General features: G+C 70.0%; 21 protein-coding genes. 13 read left to right on the forward strand and 8 right to left on the reverse strand.

Features of this window, described 5'->3' with window-relative positions; all coding sequences use genetic code 11:
* Positions 1-62 precede the first annotated feature (62 nt).
* The 8 genes from C6C15_RS16790 to C6C15_RS16825 all read left to right on the forward strand — a co-directional run bounded on the left by C6C15_RS16790 (position 63) and on the right by C6C15_RS16825 (position 7,711).
* The gene (locus tag C6C15_RS16790; RefSeq protein WP_158698582.1) at positions 63-1,088 is read left to right on the forward strand and encodes an Lrp/AsnC family transcriptional regulator; all 1,026 of its coding nucleotides are present in this window, start codon (positions 63-65) and stop codon (positions 1,086-1,088) included.
* Positions 1,089-1,203: 115 nt separating this feature from the next.
* Positions 1,204-2,694, forward strand: a complete 1,491-nt coding sequence (locus C6C15_RS16795; RefSeq protein ID WP_105950698.1) for an aldehyde dehydrogenase family protein — start codon at positions 1,204-1,206, stop codon at positions 2,692-2,694.
* Positions 2,691-3,449: a gamma-glutamyl-gamma-aminobutyrate hydrolase family protein gene (locus C6C15_RS16800; protein ID WP_158698583.1), complete on the forward strand. Its 759-nt coding sequence runs from the start codon at positions 2,691-2,693 to the stop codon at positions 3,447-3,449. The genes C6C15_RS16795 and C6C15_RS16800 overlap by 4 nt, the downstream gene beginning before the upstream one ends.
* The gene (locus C6C15_RS16805) at positions 3,446-3,916 is read left to right on the forward strand and encodes a DUF3830 family protein (RefSeq protein WP_105950700.1); all 471 of its coding nucleotides are present in this window, start codon (positions 3,446-3,448) and stop codon (positions 3,914-3,916) included. Before C6C15_RS16800 ends, C6C15_RS16805 begins: the two co-directional genes overlap by 4 nt.
* A gap of 42 nt (positions 3,917-3,958) precedes the next feature.
* On the forward strand, positions 3,959-5,041 hold the full coding sequence (locus C6C15_RS16810) for an ABC transporter substrate-binding protein (RefSeq protein ID WP_105950701.1): 1,083 nt from the start codon (positions 3,959-3,961) through the stop codon (positions 5,039-5,041).
* Positions 5,038-5,865 carry an ABC transporter permease gene (locus C6C15_RS16815; RefSeq protein ID WP_060921346.1) on the forward strand — a complete coding sequence of 276 codons (828 nt, stop codon included), beginning with the start codon at positions 5,038-5,040 and terminating at the stop codon, positions 5,863-5,865. Before C6C15_RS16810 ends, C6C15_RS16815 begins: the two co-directional genes overlap by 4 nt.
* A gap of 2 nt (positions 5,866-5,867) precedes the next feature.
* Positions 5,868-6,668, forward strand: coding sequence for an ABC transporter permease (locus C6C15_RS16820; protein ID WP_234024182.1), 801 nt, complete (start codon positions 5,868-5,870; stop codon positions 6,666-6,668).
* Positions 6,668-7,711, forward strand: a complete 1,044-nt coding sequence (locus C6C15_RS16825; RefSeq protein ID WP_105950703.1) for an ABC transporter ATP-binding protein — start codon at positions 6,668-6,670, stop codon at positions 7,709-7,711. Before C6C15_RS16820 ends, C6C15_RS16825 begins: the two co-directional genes overlap by 1 nt.
* A 106-nt stretch (positions 7,712-7,817) precedes the next feature.
* Here the strand turns inward: C6C15_RS16825 and C6C15_RS16830 are convergent, their stop codons facing one another.
* On the reverse strand, positions 7,818-8,666 hold the full coding sequence (locus C6C15_RS16830) for a PrsW family glutamic-type intramembrane protease (RefSeq protein ID WP_105950704.1): 849 nt from the start codon (positions 8,664-8,666) through the stop codon (positions 7,818-7,820).
* A gap of 83 nt (positions 8,667-8,749) precedes the next feature.
* Between C6C15_RS16830 and C6C15_RS16835 the strand changes: the two genes are divergently transcribed.
* A complete protein-coding gene (locus C6C15_RS16835; protein ID WP_105950705.1) occupies positions 8,750-10,513 on the forward strand; it encodes an alkaline phosphatase family protein in 1,764 nt (587 codons plus the stop codon).
* Between the two features lie 81 nt (positions 10,514-10,594).
* Here C6C15_RS16835 and C6C15_RS16840 read toward each other — a convergent pair whose 3' ends face one another.
* The 4 genes from C6C15_RS16840 to C6C15_RS16855 all read right to left on the reverse strand — a co-directional run bounded on the left by C6C15_RS16840 (position 10,595) and on the right by C6C15_RS16855 (position 14,423).
* On the reverse strand, positions 10,595-11,245 hold the full coding sequence (locus C6C15_RS16840) for a dihydrofolate reductase family protein (protein ID WP_060921341.1): 651 nt from the start codon (positions 11,243-11,245) through the stop codon (positions 10,595-10,597).
* 73 nt (positions 11,246-11,318) lie between these two features.
* A complete protein-coding gene (locus C6C15_RS16845) occupies positions 11,319-11,792 on the reverse strand; it encodes a GNAT family N-acetyltransferase (protein ID WP_060921340.1) in 474 nt (157 codons plus the stop codon).
* A gap of 35 nt (positions 11,793-11,827) precedes the next feature.
* Positions 11,828-12,886 carry an LLM class flavin-dependent oxidoreductase gene (locus C6C15_RS16850; protein ID WP_060921339.1) on the reverse strand — a complete coding sequence of 353 codons (1,059 nt, stop codon included), beginning with the start codon at positions 12,884-12,886 and terminating at the stop codon, positions 11,828-11,830.
* A 28-nt stretch (positions 12,887-12,914) separates the two neighbouring features.
* Positions 12,915-14,423 carry a DUF7059 domain-containing protein gene (locus C6C15_RS16855; protein ID WP_105950706.1) on the reverse strand — a complete coding sequence of 503 codons (1,509 nt, stop codon included), beginning with the start codon at positions 14,421-14,423 and terminating at the stop codon, positions 12,915-12,917.
* A 96-nt stretch (positions 14,424-14,519) separates the two neighbouring features.
* Here C6C15_RS16855 and C6C15_RS16860 point away from each other — a divergent pair, with 96 nt between their 5' ends.
* The 4 genes from C6C15_RS16860 (at position 14,520) to trxA (ending at position 19,788) form a co-directional block, all read left to right on the forward strand.
* Positions 14,520-16,715: a DUF6049 family protein gene (locus C6C15_RS16860; RefSeq protein ID WP_105950707.1), complete on the forward strand. Its 2,196-nt coding sequence runs from the start codon at positions 14,520-14,522 to the stop codon at positions 16,713-16,715.
* Complete coding sequence (gene murJ, locus C6C15_RS16865) at positions 16,708-18,342, forward strand: murein biosynthesis integral membrane protein MurJ (protein WP_105950708.1); 1,635 nt, start codon at positions 16,708-16,710, stop codon at positions 18,340-18,342. Before C6C15_RS16860 ends, murJ begins: the two co-directional genes overlap by 8 nt.
* A gap of 79 nt (positions 18,343-18,421) precedes the next feature.
* Complete coding sequence (gene trxB, locus C6C15_RS16870; protein ID WP_025102858.1) at positions 18,422-19,396, forward strand: thioredoxin-disulfide reductase; 975 nt, start codon at positions 18,422-18,424, stop codon at positions 19,394-19,396.
* A 68-nt stretch (positions 19,397-19,464) separates the two neighbouring features.
* Positions 19,465-19,788 (forward strand): thioredoxin, encoded by a 324-nt coding sequence (gene trxA, locus C6C15_RS16875; protein WP_025102859.1) that lies wholly within the window; start codon positions 19,465-19,467, stop codon positions 19,786-19,788.
* A gap of 74 nt (positions 19,789-19,862) precedes the next feature.
* On the opposite strand, the gene C6C15_RS16880 is transcribed toward trxA, so the two are convergent.
* The 3 genes from C6C15_RS16880 to C6C15_RS16890 are packed head-to-tail and all read right to left on the reverse strand — an operon-like array spanning position 19,863 to position 22,187.
* A complete protein-coding gene (locus tag C6C15_RS16880) occupies positions 19,863-20,387 on the reverse strand; it encodes a GrpB family protein (protein WP_105950709.1) in 525 nt (174 codons plus the stop codon).
* Between the two features lie 6 nt (positions 20,388-20,393).
* Positions 20,394-20,729, reverse strand: a complete 336-nt coding sequence (locus C6C15_RS16885) for a tryptophan synthase subunit alpha (RefSeq protein WP_105950710.1) — start codon at positions 20,727-20,729, stop codon at positions 20,394-20,396.
* A 9-nt stretch (positions 20,730-20,738) separates the two neighbouring features.
* Positions 20,739-22,187: a sugar porter family MFS transporter gene (locus C6C15_RS16890; protein ID WP_199787673.1), complete on the reverse strand. Its 1,449-nt coding sequence runs from the start codon at positions 22,185-22,187 to the stop codon at positions 20,739-20,741.
* Positions 22,188-22,212 lie beyond the last annotated feature (25 nt).

The raw sequence follows: 22,212 nt of genomic DNA on the forward strand, positions 1-22,212 counted from the left end.
GTGCACCGGTCCCTTCCGGGTCTGGGATAACCTTCACGTGCCCGACCCGCGAAGGAGAACCCGTGCCCGCGAACGATGCCCTGGCCGATGAGACCGATCGGATCGTCGCGGCGGCCCTGCAGGTGAACGGCCGCGCGTCCTGGGGCGAGATCGCCCGCGTGGTCGACCTCCCGGAGCGGACGGTCGCCCGCCGCGGACAGCGTCTCCTGGACCGCGGGCTCGTGCGCGTCTCGACCTACGTCGACCCCGCGCGCGTGCTCCATGCGCGCGCCGTCCTGTTCCGGATAACGACCGAACCGCATGCGCTCTGGCACGTCGCCCGCACCCTCGCCCGTCGTGCCGATGCGTCGTCCGTGTCGGTCCTCGAGGGCAGCAGCGACATCGCCGGCATGCTCCTCCCGCACGACGACGCATCGATCCGCGAGCTGCTCTTCACCGACTTCCCCGAGGTGGAGGGCATCGCGTCGATCAACGTCACCACGGTGCTGAAGTTCTTCCGCTCCGGGCACGACTGGCGGGTGGGGGTGCTGTCCGACGAACAGGTGCGCATGCTGGACGAGTCCTCGGGATCCGAGGTCGACCCGGCGGACGCCTTGAGCGAGGACGAGGAAGCGCTGATCCGGCTCCTGCTGAAGGACGGACGGATGCCCGTGGCGCAGCTCGCCCGCGCGCTCGGACTGAACGTCACCACGACGCGTCGACGGATGGAATCCCTCAACCGCCGCGGGCTCATGCACCCCCGCACGGAGATCGTCCCGAGCCTCTTCGGCCTCGGGCTGGAGGCACTCGTGTGGCTGCGGGTGCCGATGGATCGGCTGGAGAAGGTGGGATCCGCCCTCGCCGCCGCCCCCGAGGTGAAGTTCATCGTCGCGACGACGGGCACGTCGCAGCTCCTCATGAACGTACTCGTGCGCGACGCGGACGAGTTCTACGAGTTCCTCACCGGTCCCGCGGTCGCTGGCCACGACGGGCTGGAGGTCGTGGAGTCGCTCGTCGTCATCACTCCGGTGCTGCGCGGGTCGCTGATCGTGGACGAGGCGCCGGCGGCGCTGGCGCAGGACATGCCGACGGGAGCCATCCGCTTGTAGGCCGATTCTGTTACGGACGTGTAAAGAAATGGCGAGATCGTTCGCATTGCCTTGACGTGATAGCGAAATAGAGCGAGTATCCCTTCCAGGGCCTTCACCCCTGGAGAGGACGATCGTGTTCACGGCAACTGGAGACGACTGGGCGGACCGCGCGGCGGCACTGTCGCTGCACACCCGCATGTTCATCGACGGCTCCTGGGAGGACGGGACCGCCGAGCCCCTCGCACCGATCAGCCCCCGGGACGGCCGGGCTCTGCCCCCGATCGCGGCCGCCTCCGCCGCCGACATCGACCGCGCGGTCCGCTCCGCCCGTGCCGCGTTCGACGCGGGCGTCTGGTCGCGCATCGCCCCCCGCGAACGCGGCCAGCTGCTGATCGCCTTCGCGCAGAAGATCCACGACAACGCCGAAGAACTCGCCCTCACCATCTCCCTCGAGATGGGCAAGCCCGTGCGCGAGGCGCTGCAGACCGAACTCCGCGCGGTCGTGAACTGCTTCCGGTGGTACGGCGAGGCCGCAGACAAGGTGCTCGACGAGCTCCCCGTCACCGCACCGAACAGCCTCGCGCTCGTCACCCGCGAACCGGCCGGCGTCGTCGCCGCGGTCGTGCCGTGGAACTTCCCGCTCACGATGACGGCCTGGAAGCTCGCCCCCGCTCTCGCCGTCGGCAACAGCGTCGTCCTCAAACCCGCCGAGCACACCACCTTCTCGGCCCTGCGCCTGGCCGAGCTCGCCCACGAGGCCGGCATCCCGGCCGGCGTGCTGAACGTCACCCCCGGCGCCGGCCAGGTCGCCGGCCGCGCACTCGGCGAGCACCCCGACGTCGACGTCGTCACGTTCACCGGCTCGCCCGAGGTCGGCCGCCGGTTCCTCGGCTACGCCGCCGCGTCGAACGGCAAGCGCGTGTGGCCGGAGCTCGGCGGCAAGACGGCGAGCCTCGTGCTGCCGGACGCCGATCTGGAGCGGGCGGTCCGGGCAACGGCCGACGGCTGCTTCTACAACCAGGGGCAGATGTGCACGGCCTCGTCCCGGCTGCTCGTCCCCCGCGCGCAGTACGACAGGGCCCTGGAGATCGCCGCCGAGGTCGCCCGCACGAGCCTTCCCGCAGACCCGTTCGACGTGTCCACGTCGATGGGGGCGATCGTCAGCGAGAAGCAGCTCGCCGGGATCGCCGGGTTCGTCGAGCGCGCGGAGGCCGAGGGCGCCGAGCTCGCGGCCGGGAGCGCCGAGCGGTTCTCCGCCGTCGACGGCGGCAGCTACTTCGCCCCGGTCGTGCTCGGCGTGACCCCCGCGCACGAGGTGGCGCAACGCGAGGTCTTCGGCGCCGTGCTGTCGGTCATCGCGTACGACGACGTCGACGACGCCCTCGACATCGCCAACGGCACCGAGTACGGCCTCGCCGCCGCGCTGTGGAGCACCGACCTCAACGCCGTGCACACCCTCTCCCGGCGGCTGCGGGCGGGTGTCGTCTGGGTCAACTGCTTCGAGGAGGGCGACATGACCATCCCCTTCGGCGGGGTCAAGGGCTCCGGCTTCGGACGCGACAAGAGTCTGCACGCGATGGAGAAGTTCACCGACCTGAAGACCACGTGGATCGAGCTGTCGTGACCCGCCCGCTCATCGGCATCACCACCTGGCGCCGCGCCATCGACACCGACCTCGGCACGGGCCGCCCCGCGCACAGCCTCGGCACCGAGTACGCCACGCCCATCGAGGCCGCCGGCGGCGCCGTCGTGCTGCTGCCGCCGACCGCCGGTGTCGACGAGGTCCTCGATCGGCTCGACGGGCTGGTGCTCTCCGGCGGGGAGGATCTGCACCCCTCGCACTACGGCGCCGAGCCCCAGGACGGGAAGTCGTACGACTCGGCCCGCGACGGCTACGAGATCGCGCTCGCCCTCGGTGCCCGGGAACGCGGCCTGCCGGTGCTGGCGATCTGCCGCGGGCTCCAGGTCTGCACCGTCGCGTTCGGCGGCTCCCTCATCGTCGACATCCCCGCCACGGCCGACCATCACCCGGTGCGAGGAGCAGACGAGCAGCTCTCCGCCCGGCACGCCGTCGCGTTCGCGGAGGACAGCAGGCTCGCCGCGCTCTACGGGACGACGACGCGGACCGTCAACACCATCCACCACCAGTCCGTCGACACCCCGGCCCCCGGGCTGCGCCCCGTCGCCTGGGCTCCCGACGGCATCGTCGAAGCCGTCGAGGCGGACGACGACTGGGCCTTCTGGGCGGTGCAGTGGCACCCCGAGAAGATGACAGCCCCCGAAGAGGCCGCCGAGGAGCGCCCGCTGTTCGCGGCGTTCGTCGCGGCCGCCCGTGAACGCGCAGCGGAACCGTCCGCTGGCCAGAAAGGAACACGATGACCAAGCAGGTCTTCCTCGAGTACGAGAACGGCGTCCGCGCCGTCGCCACCCTGTTCGAGGACCTCGCTCCTCGCACGTGCGAGGCGATGTGGGGCGCGCTGGAGAAGCCGGTCACCATGCAGGCGATGCACGCGATGTACGCCGGACCCGAGGTCATGGTCGCCCTTCCCGAGGAGGCCCAGAACTTCGACCCCGAAGCCGTGCCCGCGGAGAACCAGCAGGTCGTGCCCGCACCGGGTGACCTGCAGTGGTACTGGCAGCGCCCCATGCAGATGGGCGGACTGCCGTTCGAGTGGTACGAGATCGGAGTCTTCTACGATCGTGGTGCCCGTATTCTCGGCCCCCTCGGATGGACACCCGTCAACATCTGGGCCGGCATCACCGAAGGACTCGCGGAGTTCGCTCAGGAGAGCGCCGCGATCCGCATCGACGGAGCGAAGCAGCTCACCATCGGACGCCTGGTCTAGGCGTCCACCCCCCGTGCTGGACCCATCCCGAAGGAGCAGTGCATGAACACCCGCAGAATCCTCACCGCCGGCGCGCTCGTCGCCACCGGTGCCCTCGTCCTCGCCGGCTGCGCGTCCGGCGACGGCGAGTCCTCGTCCGGTGGTGACAAGGAGTTCGCCGGCGAGACCCTGGTCGTCACGTCGTTCGGCGGAGACTGGGAGAAGGCCTTCATCGAGGCCGTCGTCGACCCGTTCGAGGAGGAGACCGGAGCGAAGGTCGAGCTGATCACCCTGTACAGCGCCGATGCCCTCGCCCAGGTCACCGCCCAGAAGGCGAGCCCGCAGATCGATGTCGTGCACTTCTCCGGCGGACAGGAGTTCACCGCCGCGGAGCAGGGCCTCATCGCCCCGATCGCCGCCGACGACCTGTCTGCGTCGGGAGACCTCATCGACATCGCGACCGCCGGCCTCGAGCGCGGGGAGGGTCCGGTCATCCAGCTCGCGCCCATCGGGCTCGTCTACAACACCGAGGCCGACGCCCCGGCGCCGACGTCCTGGGAAGACCTCTTCGACGACGCCTACGCCGGTCACGTCGCCCTGACGGACTTCTCGAACACCTACGGGGTGCTGTCGATGCTCCGGGTGGCCGACGCGCTCGGGGGTGGCATCGAGGACCCGTCCGCGGCCATCGCCGACCTCGGGGCGCTGGCGTCCTCGGGCGATGCGATCGTCGTCCCCACCTCGCCGGACCTGCAGACCGCCTTCGCCCAGCGCGGCACCTGGCTGGCCCCGTACGCGATGGACTACGCAGGCACCCTGCAGGACGCGGGTCTCCCCGTCGAGTTCATCGTCCCGGAGGAGGGCGCCACCGCGTCGCTCATCACGGCGAACGTCGTCGAGGGCCGGGACAACCCCGAGCTGGCGACGCTCTTCATCGACTACGAGCTGCGCCCCGAAGCGCAGGCCGTCTTCGCGGAGAACATGCGCTACTCCCCCGTCAACACGAAGGCCGAGCTGTCGGACGAGGCGGCCGAGGCTGTGCTCACCGGCGACGAGCTCGACGACGTCGTGGTCTACGCCCCGGGAGACATCGCCGCGTCGCGTCAGGCGTGGACCGATGAGTGGAATGCGCTGATCACCAAATGAGCGTCCGAACCCGTAAGGAGCCCTGGCTCCTGCTCCTGCCGGCGATCGTGCTGCTCGCGCTCGCCTTCGTCACCCCGGTGGCCGGCATGCTGCTCATGAGCGTGCAATCGCCGGCAGGCGGGTTCACCCTCGACAACTTCACTCGCTTGTTCGCGAGCGAGTATCACCTCCAGGCGGCGCTGCGATCGCTCCGCCTGGGGGTGATCCAGACGGTGATCACCCTCGTCATCGCCGTCCCGCTGTCGTACATCATGGCGCGCGCCGGCTCGAAGGTGCGCTCCTTCCTCCTCATCGTGGTGATCCTGCCGCTGATGACGAGCGTCGTCGTCCGCACCTTCGGCTGGGTGGTGCTCATGGGGCCGTCCGGCCTGATGATGCAGATCCCCGGCGCGGAGTTCCTCGTCGGCGGCACGCAGGGATTCCTCGGTACCGAGACCGGCGTCGTGATCGCGATGGTGCAGGTGCTGCTGCCGTTCGCCGTGCTCAGCATCCTCGGCGTCATCTCCGGCATCCGTCCGCAGCTGGAGGAGGCCTCCCGCACCCTCGGCGCCGGATTCTGGCGCACGCTGCGGCACGTCGTGCTGCCGCTGTCGGTGCCCGGCATCGTCGCCGGCGCCTCCCTGGTGTTCGTGCTATCGGTGAGCTCCTTCATCACCCCCCGCTTCATCGGCGGCTCGCAGATCCCCGTGTTCGCACAGACGATCTACGTCGACGCGACCACCAACCTCGACTGGGCGTTCGCGGCGGCGCAGGCCGTGCTGCTGTTCGCGGGCGTGATGCTCGTGCTCGCGGCCACGTCCCGGCTCGGGAAGCAGAAGGTGTGACCATGGTCCGTTCCGTCCCGATCCTCGGCCGTATCCTCGCCATCCTCCTCGGCATCATCGTGACGCTCTACATGCTCGTCCCGTTGCTCGTCGTCGCCGGTGCCTCGGTGGGAGAGAACCGCTTCCTCACGTTCCCCGGACAGGGCTTCACGCTCGACTGGTACGTGGAGGCCCTCACCTCCGACACCTACCTTGAGCCGTTCCGCCTGAGCCTCGTGGTGGGTGTGTCGGTCGCGATCCTCGCCGCCTCCATCGGTACCGCGGCCGCCCTCGCGCTGACGCGGTTCCGCGTTCCGGGAGGCGCGGCGATCCAGGCGCTGCTGATGTCCCCGCTGACGATCCCCACGATCATCCTCGCGATCGGCGCCCTCTCCATCGCCTCGCTCACGATCGGCTCCCCGAATGTGGGCGTGCTCATCGCGATCCATGTCGTCATCGCGATCCCCTACGTCATGCGCACCGTGACCGGCGTGATGACCCGTGCCGACCACTTCACCGAGGAGGCCGCGCGCACCCTCGGCGCCGGCACCTGGAACCGCTACCGCCTCGTGGTGCTGCCCATCGCCCGCCCCGGCATCGCGGCCGGAGCGTTCTTCGCCTTCAACATCTCGTTCGACGATGCGGTCATCGCCCTCTTCCTGCGCACCCCGCAGCTGGAGACCCTGCCCATCGCCATCTACGGCCAGCTGGAGTTCAGCACGTCGCCCACCGTGGCCGCCGTCTCGACCCTGATGGTCCTGCTCACCGTCGTCCTCATGATCGTCCTCGAACGCATCATCGGCCTGGGAAGGTTGTTCGTCTGATGACAACGCTCACCATCACTGCACTCACCAAGGACTTCAAGGGGACGAAGGTGCTCAAGGGCATCGACCTCTCGATGCGGTCCGGCGAGTTCGTCTCGCTCCTGGGCCCGTCGGGCTGCGGGAAGACGACGCTCCTCCGCTGCATCGCCGGGCTCGAGTCGCCCACGAGCGGCACGATCGAGATCGCGGGGCAGGACGTCACGAAGCTGCCGCCCGAGAAGCGTCACCTCGGCATGATGTTCCAGAGCTACGCGCTCTTCCCGCACATGAGCGTCGCCGAGAACGTGCGCTTCGGGCTGCGGATGTCGGGCGAGAAGTCGAAGGCCGAGCAGAAGGAGCTCGCTGTCCGGGCGCTGGAGCGTGTGCAGATGGGCCACCTCGCCGATCGCATGCCCGCGCAGCTCTCCGGCGGACAGCAGCAGCGCGTCGCCCTGGCCCGCGCCATCGCGTTCGAGCCGCGCGTGCTCCTGCTCGACGAGCCGCTGTCGAACCTCGATGCGCGTCTGCGCGAGGACATGCAGGTCGAGCTCAAGGAACTGCACCGAACGCTCGGTCTCACGACGGTGTTCGTCACGCACGACCAGGAGGAGGCGATGAGCCTCTCCGACCGCATCGTGCTCATGAACGGCGGGATCATCGAACAGGAGGGCGCGCCGGCGGAGCTGTACAGCGCCCCGCTCACCACCTTCGCCGCCGACTTCATCGGTGCCGCGAACCTCCTTCCCGCCACGCGCTCCGGCGCGATCGCGACCCTCGACGGCACCGCCGTGCAGGTCCCGCTCACGGGCGCCGGGCCGGACGGCTCGGGCGAGGTCGTGCTCCGGCAGGAGGATCTGCATCTGTCGCCCGCGGCGGGTCCGGGTGCCCCCGTCCCGGTCGAGGTGATCGCGCACGTCTACCGCGGCGCCGACGTCGTCTACATCGTCGAGCTCGCCGGGCGCCGTCTCCGCGTGGTCCGTCCGCGGCACGAGGACCCGCTCCCCGAGGGCGCGGCCGGTCTCGGCTGGCGCGACGGCGCCGTCCTCTGGATCCCCGCCGCCTGAACCACCCCGCGCACAGCTTCGGAGACCAGCCCCGACGCGCCGTGCGACAGCCTCGCACGACCGCGTGTCGGCCGCGATCTCCGAAGCTGTGCCCCGTCCGGGCGGCTCAGACCCGGCGACGGGTCAGCACGAGACGGAGGGTCACGGCGAGGACCGTCGACACCACGATCCAGCCGAAGGCCGTGCCCAGGGACGTGAAGAACGAGGCCTGATCGGTGGCGCCGGACACGTTCCCGTAGTTGATCGCGCCGTGGGCCGCGATCGCCACCAGGAGTCCGGCGAGCGCGAGGAGCGGGCGCGACCAGGCGCGCCGGGCGTCGAGAGCGAGACCGAGCGCCGCCCCGGTCCAGATGGTGAGCGCGGCATGGGTGGGGAACGTCAGGGTGCGGACGATCCAGGTCGCGATGCCGGAGCCGGGATCGTTCGCCGCGATCTCCGCCGCGATCGCGGAGGCGTCCTCCACGGCTGCGAAGCCCACGCCGACCAGTGCGCCGACCATCGCGCCGAAGAGCACGCCGCGCAGGCCGAGGCGTCGTGCGAGCAGAAGGACGAGCAGCACGCCGAGACCCTTTCCGATCTCCTCCACGATGGGCGTCAGCACCCACATCGTGGGGACCGCCTCACGCACGATGCCCTGGTCGTCGACATAGATCGCCTGCTCGGACGACCACGCGCCGATCGCGGCCGCGAGGAGCACGGCGGCACCGGCGCCCCAGGCCACGGCGAGCAGGGACGACGCCCATGACCGCGCACGCCGCGGAGCGATCCAGCGGGCGGCGAACATCGTCACGGCCGCCGCGGGCAGGACGGCGGCGAGACACAGGAGGAAGACGGGGCCGGTTTCGATCGTGAACAGCACGATCGCGAGTGCCAGCGGGAGGAGGAAGGCGGCGAGCACCACGGGGCGGCGAGCCAGGAACGGGACGGTTTCGGAGGGGACGACCGCGGAATGCACTCCCCGATCCTTCCAGACCCGTTCCGCGACATTCCTGGGATACCGGAATGCTGAGTGGGCTCGCCCGGCCGTAGGATCGCGGCATGGTCGACGACGACACCCCCTCCGACGCCTCTCCCCGCGACCCCTCACGGCGCGGATTCTTCGCCGCGGGCGGTGCCGCCCTGGCGGGAGCGGTTATCGGGGGCGCGGGAGGGGCGGCGATCGGAGCCTCGGTCGCCGGAGCCGGCAGCCGGGACGGCTTCGCCGATGACCCGGATCCGTTCGCCGCACTCACGCCCCGCTCGGAGCCCGGCTTCGATCACATGGTCGTGGTGATGGGCGAGAACCGCTCCTTCGACAACCTCCTCGGCTACCTCTACACGGCCGAGACGCTGCCGGCGGGCGAGACCTTCGAAGGTCTCGCATTCGGCACCCACAGCAACACCGCCCCGGACGGCACGGTGGTGGAGGCGCACGTCTACCGGGGCGACACGGACCGCATCATGAGCCTCCCCGATCCGGACCCGGGTGAGGAGTACCCGCACGTCAACACGCAGATCTTCGGCACGGTCGATCCGAAGACCAACGCGGACCTGTTCGTCGACGAGATGACCACGCCCTTCAACGCCCCCACCCACGGCGAGAAGGCGACGATGTCCGGTTTCCTCAAGGACTACATCATCAACTTCCGCCGACTGCGCGACGGGAAGGAGCCGAGCCTGGACGAAGCGCGGCACATCATGGGCTCGTTCTCGCCGGAGATGCTCCCGGTGCTCTCCACCCTCGCCGCCGAGTTCGCCGTGTTCGACCATTGGTACGCGGGAGTGCCCTCCCAGACCTTCTGCAACCGCTCCTTCTTCCACGCCTCGACCTCGCACGGCTTCGTGACGAATCAGGGTGGCGGCGGCTACCGGAAGTGGCTCGACGCCCCGGCCGCACCGACGGTGTTCAACCGCCTGGAAGACCGCAAGGTGAGCTGGCGGATCTACATCGACGAGCTCCAGCTGGTCTCCTTCACGGGGATGCTGCATGCGGCGGTGCTCGAGAAGTACTGGCGCACGGATCATTTCGGCACGATGGAGGACTTCTACGCCGACGCGAAGAACGGCACCCTCCCGGCCTACGCGTTCATCGAGCCCCGGATGGTCTACGACCACAACGACTTCCATCCGCCGTTCGGGAAGCCGCGGGAGAGCGTGGTCGACGGCGAACCCGTGTTCGACAGCGCCATCTCCGATGTGCGGGCGGGCGACCGGCTCATCCACGACGTCTACGAGGCCGTGCGCACGAGCGCGACGCCCGGCGGCTCGAACGCCGTGAACACCCTGTTGCTCATCACCTTCGACGAGCACGGGGGCTGTTACGACCACGTGCCTCCGCCCGCGGCCACGAAACCCACGAAGGACACCGGTGCCGGGGAGATGGGCTTCACGTTCGACCGGCTCGGTTGTCGCGTCCCGGCGATCGCGGTGTCGGCGTACACGCGGCGGGGCACGATCGTCCACGACGAGATGCACCACGGGTCGGTCACGGCCACGCTGTCACGCCTGCACGGCCTGGAGCCGCTGAACGACCGCGATCAGTCGGCCAACACGCTGCTCAACGTCGTGAACCTCGACAAGCCGCGGCACCCGGCCGACTGGCCCGTCACCACACCCGCGTACACGCCGCCGAATCCCGAGGGCGGCACCCCGCAGCCGAACGAGGCCGATCACCTCAAGCCGCTCACGCCTCCCGCCCGGGGGCTGCTCGGGCTCCTCCTCGCCCGCTACGGCGCGGCGGGCGAGAAGGAACCGGAGACCTTCGCCGACGCGTACCGGCTCCTCCACGAGCACGGCGAGGAGCTGTTCGGCCCTCCGCTCTGACAGCGCACTTCCGCACGAGGTCGCAGAGTCTCCGGGAATGCCCGCGACCTCGGTGCGATTCTGCGACCCCGCGCCGGTGACTCAGCCCTCGCGGGAGAACGTGACGTGGGTCACTCCGGACTCCGCGACCTCGGACGTCACGCGATAGCCGGCCTCGAGACCACGCAGGTCGTCCCACAGCCGGATGCCGCTGCCGGTGAGGATGGGGGTGATGCCGACGTGCAGGTCGTCGACGAGCCCGGCGCGCAGGAACTCCCGGACCGTGGTCGCCCCGCCGCCGACGCGCACGTCACGTCCTCCGGCCACGGCTACGGCTTCCCGCAGCGCCTCCTCCGGGGTCGCGGAGAGGAAGCGGAAGCTCGTGCCGTTCGCGAACTCGATCGGCGGGCGCGGCGTGTGCGTGAGGACGAACACCGGAACCTCGAACGGCGGCTCCTCGCCCCACCAGCCGCGCCACTCCGGGTCGTCCGGGTTCGCGTGGAGCCCGAACATCCCGGCGCCCATGATCTCGGCGCCGATGCCCTGGAAGTACTGCGCCGCGTACTTCTCGTCCACCCCGGTGGTGCCCGCGCCGCTCGTGTCGTGGAAGACGCGCTCCTGGAAGGTGCGGGTCGCGGTGTAGGCCGCGGTGAGGCGTCCCCAGTCCTCGCCGAAGGGGTTCTCCGGGGTCTGATCGGTCGTCGTGGCGAAGCCGTCGAGGGTGATGTTGAGGTCGACGCGCACGCGGGTCATGGTGCCTCCGAAGCGGTGGGGACGGGCGCCGGTCGGCGCGCCGTCCCCAGCGTCGGGCGTCACGCGGCCCCTGTCAAGAGGCCCCGGGATCTCCCGGAAGCGCCATGTGGATGGTCGGGTAGGGACGACCGTCGCCGTCGAGCGCGCTCCGACCCACCTCCACGAAGCCCCGGCTGCGGTAGAACCCGCGCGCGCCCGGGTTGTCCTCGTTCACATCGACCCTGACCACGGCCTGATGGGCGACGACCTCGGCGAGGAGCACGGAGCCCACACCGCGGCCGCGGAGGGCATCGGAGACGAAGAGCATCTCCAGCCCGCCGTCGTGGACACCCGCGAACCCGACGGGAATCCCGTCCTGTTCGGCCACGGTGAGGGTCACCGCGGGGAAGTAGTCGGACGCGAGATGCGATTCGATCCGGGCGAAGTCGGCCTCGTCGAGGAAGTCATGCGTGGCACGAACGGCACTGCGCCAGATCTCGACGAGTGCCGCGTACTCCTCTTCCCCTCGACACGGCCGAATGATGAGCGGGGCACTTCCTGCGGACATGGATCCGACACTATCCGCCGGACCGCCGTGCCGGATCAGGCCACGGGGTCGCCCTGGACCGGACCCTCCGTGTTGGGCTTCCACCCGAGGGCCGGCGCCACGTGCTCCGCGAACGCCTCGAGCACATGGAGGTTGTACTCCGGCCCGAGCTGGTTCGGGATCGTCAGCATGAGGGTGTCCGCGGCCATGACCGCCTCGTCCTGTCGGAGCTGCTCGATGAGCACATCGGGCTCCGCGGCGTAGGTCTTGCCGAACGTGGAGCGGAACCCGTCGATGATGCCGATCTGGTCGGCGTTCTCCTCGCTGCGCAGCCCGAAGTAGGCGCGGTCCATGTCCGACACGAGCGGGAACACGCTGCGGCTGACCGAGACCCGCGGCGACCCGGTGTGACCGGCCTCGCGGTAGGCGGAGCGGAACAGCTCGATCTGCTCGCGCTGCAGCTCGTGGAACGGCTGCCCCGTGGCCTCGGTCACGAGCGTCGAGCTCATCATGTTGAGCCCCTGGCGTCCGGTCTCCTCGGCCGTGGCACGCGAACCCGAGCCCCACCAGATGTGGTCGCGCAGCGTGGGCGACTGGGGCTCGATCGCGAGGTACTGTCCCGCGCCCACCATCCGGGGGTCGCCGGGGGCGAGGCGCTCGCCGTCGATGGCCCGCAGGAAGATCTCGAACTTCTCCCGCGCGAGCACGCTGCCGCGCTCCGGGTCCTCCTCGTCGCGGAAGCCGAAGGTCTCGTAGCCGCGCAGCGCCGTCTCGGGTGACCCACGGCTCACGCCGAGCGCGATCCGGCCGTCGGCGATGAGGTCGAGCGCGGCGGCCTCCTCCGCGAACTGGAACGGGTTCTCGTAGCGCATGTCGATCACGCCGGTGCCGACCTCGATCCGCTCGGTGCGCGCGGCCATGGCCGTCAGCAGCGGCATCGGGGACGCCGCCTGGCGGGCCCAGTGGTGCACGCGGACATAGGCGCCGTTGACGCCGAGCTCGTCCGCGCCCTCCGCGATCTCGATGGTCTGCTTCAGCATGTCGCCCGCGGTGCGGGTCGCCGAGCCGGGCACGTCGGCATAGTGACCGAACGAGAGGAATCCGAAAGCCTTCATGGTGTATTCGAACGCATGGAAGCCGGGACTATTCCCCCGGGAGGAGGAAGCCGTCGAGCACGAGTTCCCGGATCCGCGGCTCGAGCTCCGCCCACAGTTGCGGGAAGGGCACCTCGAAGAGGTCGGCGAGGGCGGGGGCGATCTGCAGCACCTGGAGCTCGCCGTCGCAGGCGCCGACGAATCCGGCGAGCGCAGGATCCACTGCGACCGTCCGCGCGAATCCGCCGCCCTGACGCAGCTCGATCACGCTCGGGTCGTCGTTGCCGGGAAGCAGGTGGCGCGCCTCCGTGACGTCGGGGGCCACGACGAGGGTGTCCGGCAGTCCCCCGGCGAGCGCATCGTGGGCCGCGAGGCCGAGACCGAGCGCCGCCCCCACGTTCGCCACGGTCTGCGAGACCCGCTCCGACCGCCGCAGCGGCTCCCCCTGCCCCCGGCGGAGCAGCACGTAGCCGAAGCCGATCGCGGTCACGCCCCGCGCCGCGAAGTCGTCGAGCCACGCGGTCAGCAACGGAGTGAACGCGGCGTCGCGCGGCGTGATCCCGCCGTCCCTGATCCACAGCTCCGCGTACGCGAGGGGGGACAGCTCCTCCCGCTCCACCACCCACAGGTCGAGGTCGGCGGGCACCCACGCGTCCAGCCGGGCGAGGCCGGTGATCCCCGTGCGGGACTCCCAGTTGCCGAGAAGCTGGGCGATGCCGCGCGGGGTGAGGTGGGCCGGTGCCGTGCGCACGAACTGCTCGACCAGCGCGTCGCCGACCAGACCGCCGTCGCGGTACTCGTAGGCGGGGACGCCCTCCGTTCGGGGGGTGATCACGAACGGCGGGTTCGAGACGATGAGGTCGAACGCCTCCCCGGCGACGGGCTCGAACATGCTCCCGTGGCGGAACTCGATGTTCGTGACCCCGTTGAGCTGCGCGTTCAACGCGGCGTAGGCGAGTGCGCGGTGGGAGACATCGGTGGCGACGACCCGGCCGGCCCGCCGCGCGACGAGGAGCGCCTGGATGCCGCAGCCCGTGCCGAGGTCGAGCGCACGATCCACCGCGAGCGGCACGACCGTCTCGGCGAGCGTGCGCGAGGCCCCGCCCACGCCGAGGACGTGATCGGCCGGCAGCGGACCGTCGAGGGCGACCTCGTCCAGATCGCTGGCGATCCACCACTCCCCGACACCGTCCTCGTCGACGAACGACTGCGGGCGCAGCAGCGCGACCGGGATCACGGAGTCGGCGTCGATCGTCGCCAGGCCCAGCGCCTCCAGACCGTCCACGCCGAGGGTGGGCAGGGCGCGCTCCACCGCCGCTCGGGGCTGGGGAAGCCCGAGCACCAGGAGCCGCCCGAGAGTCGCGAGCACGCCCTCGTCCCCGGCGATCGCCCGCAGGATGGGTTCGCGCAGGCCACGGCCCAGTGCGTCGTCCGCCTCCTCGCCCCAGAGCTGTCGCAGCGGCTCGGATCGGAGGTCAGCAGCATCCAGATCAGCGGCGAGCGCGGCGCTGCGGAGCGGGTCGGGGCCGGGGGCGGGGGTGTCGGACACGGCCGTCACTCTACGCGTCTTCAGGGTTCTCCTCTGTCCGGCCTCCTAGAATCGCAGAGTCAGTACTCACGATCCGCCTCTCCCCGGCGTTCGAGGAAGACCTTCATGACCGCGATCACTCCCGAGACGGGCCTCCGCGCGCGCGTGCGCCGCCTCGCGGCGTTCGTGGTCGCCGCCGGCGTCTGCGCCATCGGTGTCGCCGGTCCCGCTGTGGCGGCCGACCAGCCAGCCGCCGACGACGATCAACGGGTCGAACTGCATGTCACGGCGGGCCTGCGCGGGACCGTCGCCCCGGGGACCTCGACGTCGGCCGTGGTCACGATCGACAACCGCACCGAGGCGGAGCTCTCCGCGGGCCGCGTCGAGATCGAGCTCGGCAGCACGCCACTGACCGACGACGACGCCGTCACCGAATGGTTGGACGAGGGCCAGGCCGCGGGTTCCTTCCTCCCCCTCGGAGAGGAGACCACGAAGCCGGCGGAAGCGGGCGGATCCGTCGGCACCACCGTGTTCGTGCCGCAGGAGACCCTGAAGCCGTTGAAACCCGGGGTGTACCCGCTGCGGGCTGCCCTGAGCGAAGCCGGCACGAAGGATGGTGAGGGGCAGCGCACCACGACCTGGGACACCACCGCGACGAGCGTCCTCGTCGTCACCTCCGGCCCCACGAGCCCCGTCGGGGTCATCGTGCCCATCACCGCCACGCCGACGGGCGGCGCCCTCCTGAGCGCCGAGGAGCTCACGGAGTTGACCGCCCCGGACGGCGACCTCACCGCGCAGCTCGACGGCGTGGCCGGGACGACGGCGGTGCTCGCGGTCGACCCTGCCATCCTCACGTCGATCCGCGCGCTGGGCACCGCCGCCCCCTCGGCGGCGACCGACTGGCTGCAGCGGCTCGACGAACTCCCCAACGCCCGTTTCGCCCTGCAGTTCGGCGATGCCGACCTCACGGTGCAGGCGCAGGCCGGTCTGCCCGAGGCGCTGGCACCGCTGCCGCTGACCTCGCTGCTCGATCCCGCGGCGTTCCCCCAGCAGCGAGCCGTGACACCGACGAGCACTCCCGGCACCACCGCAGAACCGTCGGCGACGCCGACCGACGGACCGGCTCTTCCCACCGACGAGGAGCTCACGGAGATCGAAGGCGCGATCCCGGGGATCGTCTGGCCGGAGAGCGACCTCACAGAGGCCGACCTCGCGGCGTTCACCGGCTATCTGGGCCGCCCCGCCACGACCATCGTGTCGTCTGAGACCGTCGGCGACAAGAGTGCGGCCCATGCGACAGCGGACGGTCAGGACCTGCTCGTCACCGACGCCGCCACGTCGGCCGCACTGTCTGCTGCGGCGACAGAATCCGCCTCGGTTCCCCGCCAGGGGCTGTTGGCGGAAGCGGCCGCGCGGCTCTTCCTCGCCGGCGCCCGGGCCCCCGGCGCTCCGATCCTCATCGGCCTGGAGCGCGACGAGAACCGCTCCGCGGACGCCCTCCGCGACGCGATCTCGGCAGCCGACTCGATCGGCTTCGAGCTCTCGACGGTGCGGGCGGCTCCCGCCGCCTCGGTGAGGCTGCCCGAGACGGCCGCGGCGACCCGGGCGTCCGACCTCACCAATCTCCTCGCCGACGAGCGCTCCCTCACAGCCTTCGCCACCGTCCTCAGCGACCCCCTCGTGCTGCTCAGCCCCGAGCGGATCCGGATCCTGCGGACCATCGCGGTCGGATCGTCCGCGGAAGCCTTCGCCGAGAAGGTAGCGGCACATCGCGCGCGCACCGCCGAGACGCTCGGCGCCGTCAGCATCCCCGACTCCAGCACCATCCAGCTCCTCACGGCCAACGCCGACCTGCCCATCGCCGTGCGCAACGACCTCCCGTGGCCGGTGACGGTGCGGTTGTATGCCGCCCCCACCGATCCGCGCCTCGAGGTGACGCCCGTGATCGACGTCGCCGTGCAGGCGAACTCGACCACGCGGGCGAAGGTGCCGGTGTCGGCCCGTGTCGGCAGCGGCGAACTCGATCTGCGCCTCAGCCTCACCAGCCCGACCGGGGTGCCGATCCAGTCCGAGCAGACCGTCCGAGTCGCGGTGCGCGCGGAGTGGGAGACCATCGGCCTCGTCGTCTTCGGCGGACTCGCCGTGCTCCTCATCGCTCTCGGAGTGGTCCGCACGGTGCGTCGGAAGCGCCGGGAGGCGATCGAGGAGCAGGCGGTCGAGGCGGCCGTCGAGGAACTGATCGAGGAGAAGGAGGCGGAGGCCGCGGTGCAGGAGCGTCTCGACGGCCCTGAGGCCCCTTCCGCGAAGGAGTCGCGTGACTAGTCTCGGGCGCGCCAGCGCCATCATCGGCGCGGGCACCCTGGTCTCCCGCGTGACCGGGCTGCTGCGCAGCATCGTCCTCGTCGGTGTGCTCGGCTCCGTCGCCTCCGAGGCCGCTGACGCCTTCACCTACGCGAACCAGTTGCCCAACAGCGTCTTCTCGTTGATCTCGGTGGGCATCCTCACAGCCGTCATCGTGCCGCAGATCGTCAAGGCCACGGCGGATGCGGACGGCGGCAACGCGTTCATCTCCAAGCTCTTCACCCTCGGTACGGTCGTCCTCGTCGTGGTCACCGGTATCGCCACGGCCTGCGCACCGTGGCTCGTGCACATCGTGGCCGGTCGTGCGAACCCGGAGCTACTGGCCCTCGCCACGGCGCTGGCGTACTGGTGCCTCCCGCAGATCCTGCTGTACGGCCTGTACGCAATGATCGGCGAGGCGCTCAACGCCCGCCGCATCTTCGGGCCCTTCACGTGGGCGCCGGTCGTCAACAACGTCGTCTCGATCATCGGGTTCCTGGCGCTCGGCGCCCTCTTCGGACCCGTGCCCACGCGCGCGGCGGAGTGGACGCCGACGATGATCTCGCTCCTCGGCGGGACCGCGACCCTCGGCATCGCCCTGCAGGCCGTGGTGCTGCTGGTCTTCTGGCGTCGTACGGGGCTGGCTCTGAAGCCGGACTTCCGCTGGCGCGGCGTCGGGCTCGGCACGGTCGGCCGCCTCGCCGGATGGACCTTCCTGATGGCGTTCGCGAGCCTGGCTGCGGGGACCCTGCAAGGCTTCATCGTCAGCGAGGCGGCGGGACTCGAGGCCTCGGCCACGGTCACGACCAACGCCTGGCTGATCTTCATGCTCCCCTACTCGGTGATCGTGCTGTCGATCGGCACCCCCTACTTCACCCAGATCAGCGAGCACGCCGCGAGTGGCCGGGACGACGAGGTCCGCAGCGACATCTCCCGGAGCATCCGCACGCTCCTCTTCTTCATCGCCGCCGCCGTCGCCGCCGTGGCCGCCGCCGCCGTTCCGGCCTCGCGGGTCTTCACGAAGGACACCGAGTTCGTGACCGCCGAGGACGCGGCGAGGTCCGCCGCGCTGGTCCTGCTCTGCTACCTGCTCAGCCTGATCCCTCTGACCGTTCTCTTCATCGTCCAGCGCACCTTCTACGCCTACGACGACACCCGCACCCCGTTCTGGTTCACGATCGTGCAGTGCACGCTCATCGTGGCCACCGCCCTCCTCGCCTGGGCGCTGTTCGAGGCCGAGGTGCTGCCGCTGTCCCTGCTGGCCGCCGCCGTCGCCCTGGGGCAGTCCGTGGCCAGCATCCTGCAGACAGTCCTGGCCGTCTGGCTCCTGCACCGGAAGATCGGTGGTCTGGGAGTGCGCTCCTGGCTGGCCGCCGTGGGGCGATTCGGTCTGGCTGCGGTGCCTGCGGGCCTCGCCGGCTGGGGCGTGTTCGTGCTGAGCGGAGGAGCAGACGGGTGGATGATGGGCAGCGCGATGCTCGGTGCGCTCGGCACCGCCGTCATCGGACTCGTCGTGGTGCTCGTCTACGTCGCGATCCTCGCGGTCTTCCGCGCCCCGGAGCTGAAGGCCGCCGGCGGGCTCGTCCGCCGCTTCCTGCCCGGCCGCTGACGCGGGAATGCCCCGCGGTTACCATGGGTTGAAGCAGTCGGACGTCTTTCGACGGCACCGCCTTTCTAACGGAGATCACATGCGTCAGGTCATCATCATCGGCTCCGGCCCCGCCGGATTCACGGCTGCCATCTACGCGGCGCGCGCGAACCTGGAGCCGCTCCTCATCGCGAGCTCCGTCGAGGTCGGCGGAGAGCTCATGAACACGACCGAGGTGGAGAACTACCCCGGCTTCCCGGAGGGCATCCAGGGCCCCGAGCTCATGGCCAAGTTCCAGGAGCAGGCCGAGAAGTTCGGCACCGAGGTGCTCTACGACGACGTCACCGAGCTCGACGTCGCCGGTCCCGTCAAGAAGGTCACCCTCGGTTCGGGCGCCACCCACGAGGCGAAGACCATCATCTACGCGACGGGTTCCGCCTACCGCAAGCTCGGCATCGAGGGCGAGGAGCGTCTCTCCGGCTTCGGTGTCTCCTGGTGCGCCACCTGCGACGGCTTCTTCTTCCGTCAGAAGACGATCGCCGTCGTCGGCGGCGGCGACTCGGCGATGGAGGAGGCCACCTTCCTCACGCGCTTCGCGGACAAGGTGTACGTCATCCACCGCAAGGACACCCTCCGCGCCTCGAAGATCATGCAGGAGCGTGCCTTCGCGAACGAGAAGATCGAGTTCGTATGGAACAGCGAGGTCGTGGAGATCCTCGGCGACAACGCCGTCTCGGGCGTGCAGCTGCGTTCCACGGAGGACGGCTCGCTCCGCGACCTGCCCCTCGACGGCCTGTTCATCGCCATCGGCAACGACCCGCGCACCCACCTCGTCCACGAGAAGCTCGAGCTCACGCCCGAGGGAACGATCTGGGTCGACGGTCGCTCCTCGCGCACGTCGGTCCCCGGTGTCTTCGCCGCCGGCGACGTGATCGACCCCACCTACCGCCAGGCCATCACGGCTGCCGGGACGGGCACGATCGCAGCCCTCGACGCCGAGCACTTCCTCGCCGACCTCGAGGACTCCTCCGTCGAGGTCCCCGCGGCCGAGGCCGCTGAGGTCATCACGGCCTGACAACGGCCGGGAACACTTTCCCCCCGCCCGTTGTTGCAACAGGCGAACCTCGAACAAGGAGAACTCTGATGAGTGCAAAGGCAACGAGCCAGGCGACCTGGGAGCAGGACGTGCTGCAGGCCGATGGTCCCGTGCTGGTGGACTTCTGGGCCGAGTGGTGCGGTCCGTGTCGTATGGTCGCGCCGGTGCTGGACGAGATCCAGTCCGACAACCCCGACAAGATCACCATCCTCAAGCTCAACGTGGACGAGAACCCGGAGCTGGCCATGAAGTACCAGATCACGTCGATCCCGGCGATGAAGGTCTTCCAGGGCGGAGAGGTCAAGACGACGATCATCGGCGCCAAGCCGAAGTTCGCCCTCGAGCAGGATCTCGCCGCTTTCCTCGGCTGATCCCCCACGACCACGAGAAGGGCCGCACCTCCGGGTGCGGTCCTTCTCGCATTCCCGGGGACGCCTGCGCCCGGTCAGCGCTTGTCGTACACGTCCACGGGCTCGAGACCGCGCGCGGCCCGGGCGCTGTTCACGATCTCCTGGATGACGGCCGTCTTTCCCGCGTTGTAGGAGGACACCCCGTCCGCCGCCGCCCGCGCTGCGTCGTGCTTGGCGCGCTCGTATCGCTCCGCGTCTGCCCGATGCGCGCGCAGCCAGTCCCGCAGCAGACGCTGGGGCGCGAGATCCCACTCCGCGACAGGGAAGAAATGCGCGATGGCGAGGCGCTCCCCCGCCGACTCCCGGATCATCACCGGATGCGTGCGAACCCCGCTGCCGATGCGCCAGCCGGCCTCCTCCAGTGCGGAGCTCCGGTCGCCGAACTGCTCCCCTGTCTCCACGCGCACCGCGAGGTCGATGACCGGCTTCGCGCTCATCCCGGGAATCGCGGTCGAGCCGATGTGCTCGATGATCCATTCCTCGGCCCCGGCGGCGCGGATCGATGTCGCGAACTCCTCGAACCGCTGCGGCCACGACGGATCATACGGAACGAGGAGCATCGGTCGTCAGGACGCGTCGGCGATGCGGGGATCCCAGCGGCGGTGGCGCTGCTTTTCGTCCAGAAGCCCCCAGACGGCCGGTGTGAGCTCCGGGTACTCGAGGGCGATCTGCCGCAGCACGCGGTAGTGTCGTGCGGCGTTGGGTCGCACACCGTCATTCGCCGCGATGTTGTCCGCACGGAGCAGGTACACGATGAGTTCGTCGACGCTGGGCAGCTCCTCCATGAACTCCCAGGGGTCCTCACCGCCCAGAAGGCGCTCCTGGACGAGGACGGCGAGTTCGTCCGACGCCTCGGCGCGCAGCACTTCCAGGCTGGCGCGACGGGGGACGGATTCGGTCATCCCTCCAGCCTACGCGCGTGCGCGACGGGGTCGGCGCTCCACCTTCGCATCCTCGCTCATGTCTTCGAGCTCGCGGCCCTTGGTCTCCGGCACCTTGAAGAACACGAAGAAGAACGACAGCAACGCGAAGAACGCGTAGAAGCCGTACGCGAACGTGAGGCCGATCTCGGCGAATGCGGGGAACGTCGTCGAGATGAAGAAGTTGGCCACCCACTGCGCCGCCGCGGCGACGGCCAGAGCACCGGCACGGATCGAGTTCGGGAAGATCTCGCCCAGGAGCACCCACACCAGCGGGCCCCAGCTCGCACCGAAGAACACGACGAAGCCGTTGGCGCAGATGAGGGCGACGGTGGCCCAGGGGTCCGGGAGCGTCGCGGTTCCGGAGGCGTCGAGCGTGCCGAACGAGAAGGCGAGCGCCATGAGTCCGAGGGTCACCGTCATGCCGACCGAGCCGACGAGGAGCATGATCCGACGACCGACCCGGTCGACGAGGAGGATCGCGACGATCGTGACGACGATGTTCGTGACGGAGGTGATGACGGACGTGAGGAGGGCACTGGATTCGTCGAAGCCCACCGACTGCCACAGCGTGGTGGAGTAGTAGAAGATGACATTGATGCCGACGAACTGCTGGAACACCGACAGGAGGATGCCGACCCAGACGATCGGCTTGAGTCCGAGCCGGCTTCCCCGCAGGTCCCGCAGCGACTCCGAGCGCTCCGTGTCGATCGTGCCCGTGATCTCCTTGATCTTCGCTTCGGTGTCGATCGTCCCCGTGACGGTCTGGAGCACTTCCGCGGCGCGCTTCACCTCGCCCTTGCGGACCAGATAGCGCGGGGATTCTGGCAGCCGGAGCGACATCAGCCCGTAGACGAGCGCGGGGATGGCCGCGACCATGAACATCCATCGCCACGCGGTCAGGCCCCACAGCGGCTGGTCGGCCTCCCCCGCGATGCCCGCGAGCAGGGCGTCGGACAGCAGTGCGGCGAAGATGCCGAGGACGATGGCGAGCTGCTGCAGCGATCCCAGGCGCCCTCGGATCGCTGCCGGCGACACCTCCGCGATGTACGCGGGTGCGATCACCGAAGCCGCACCGACACCGAGGCCGCCGATCACACGCCAGATGATGAGATCGACGACGCTGAAGGCGAGGCCGGAGCCGATCGCCGAGACGAAGAACATGGTGGCGGCGACCACCATCACGGGGATGCGACCGAACTTGTTCGAGACGGGTCCTGCGAACCAGGCGCCCACGGCGCAGCCGATCAGGGCCGACGACACCGCGAAGCCCTTGAGGCCCGTGCCGAGATCGAATCCGGAGACGTCTCCGGCCAGAGCGTCGACGGCGCCGTTGATCACCGCGGTGTCGAATCCGAAGAGGAATCCACCCAGAGCCGCCGCGATACTGACGGCGATCACGCGACGCTTGATGGTGGCTGGATCAGCTGGTCTGGACATGGCATCCCCCTCGCATCGTCAAGAT

It is taken from the genome of Microbacterium sp. str. 'China', assembly GCF_002993305.1.
Taxonomy (GTDB): domain Bacteria; phylum Actinomycetota; class Actinomycetes; order Actinomycetales; family Microbacteriaceae; genus Microbacterium; species Microbacterium paraoxydans.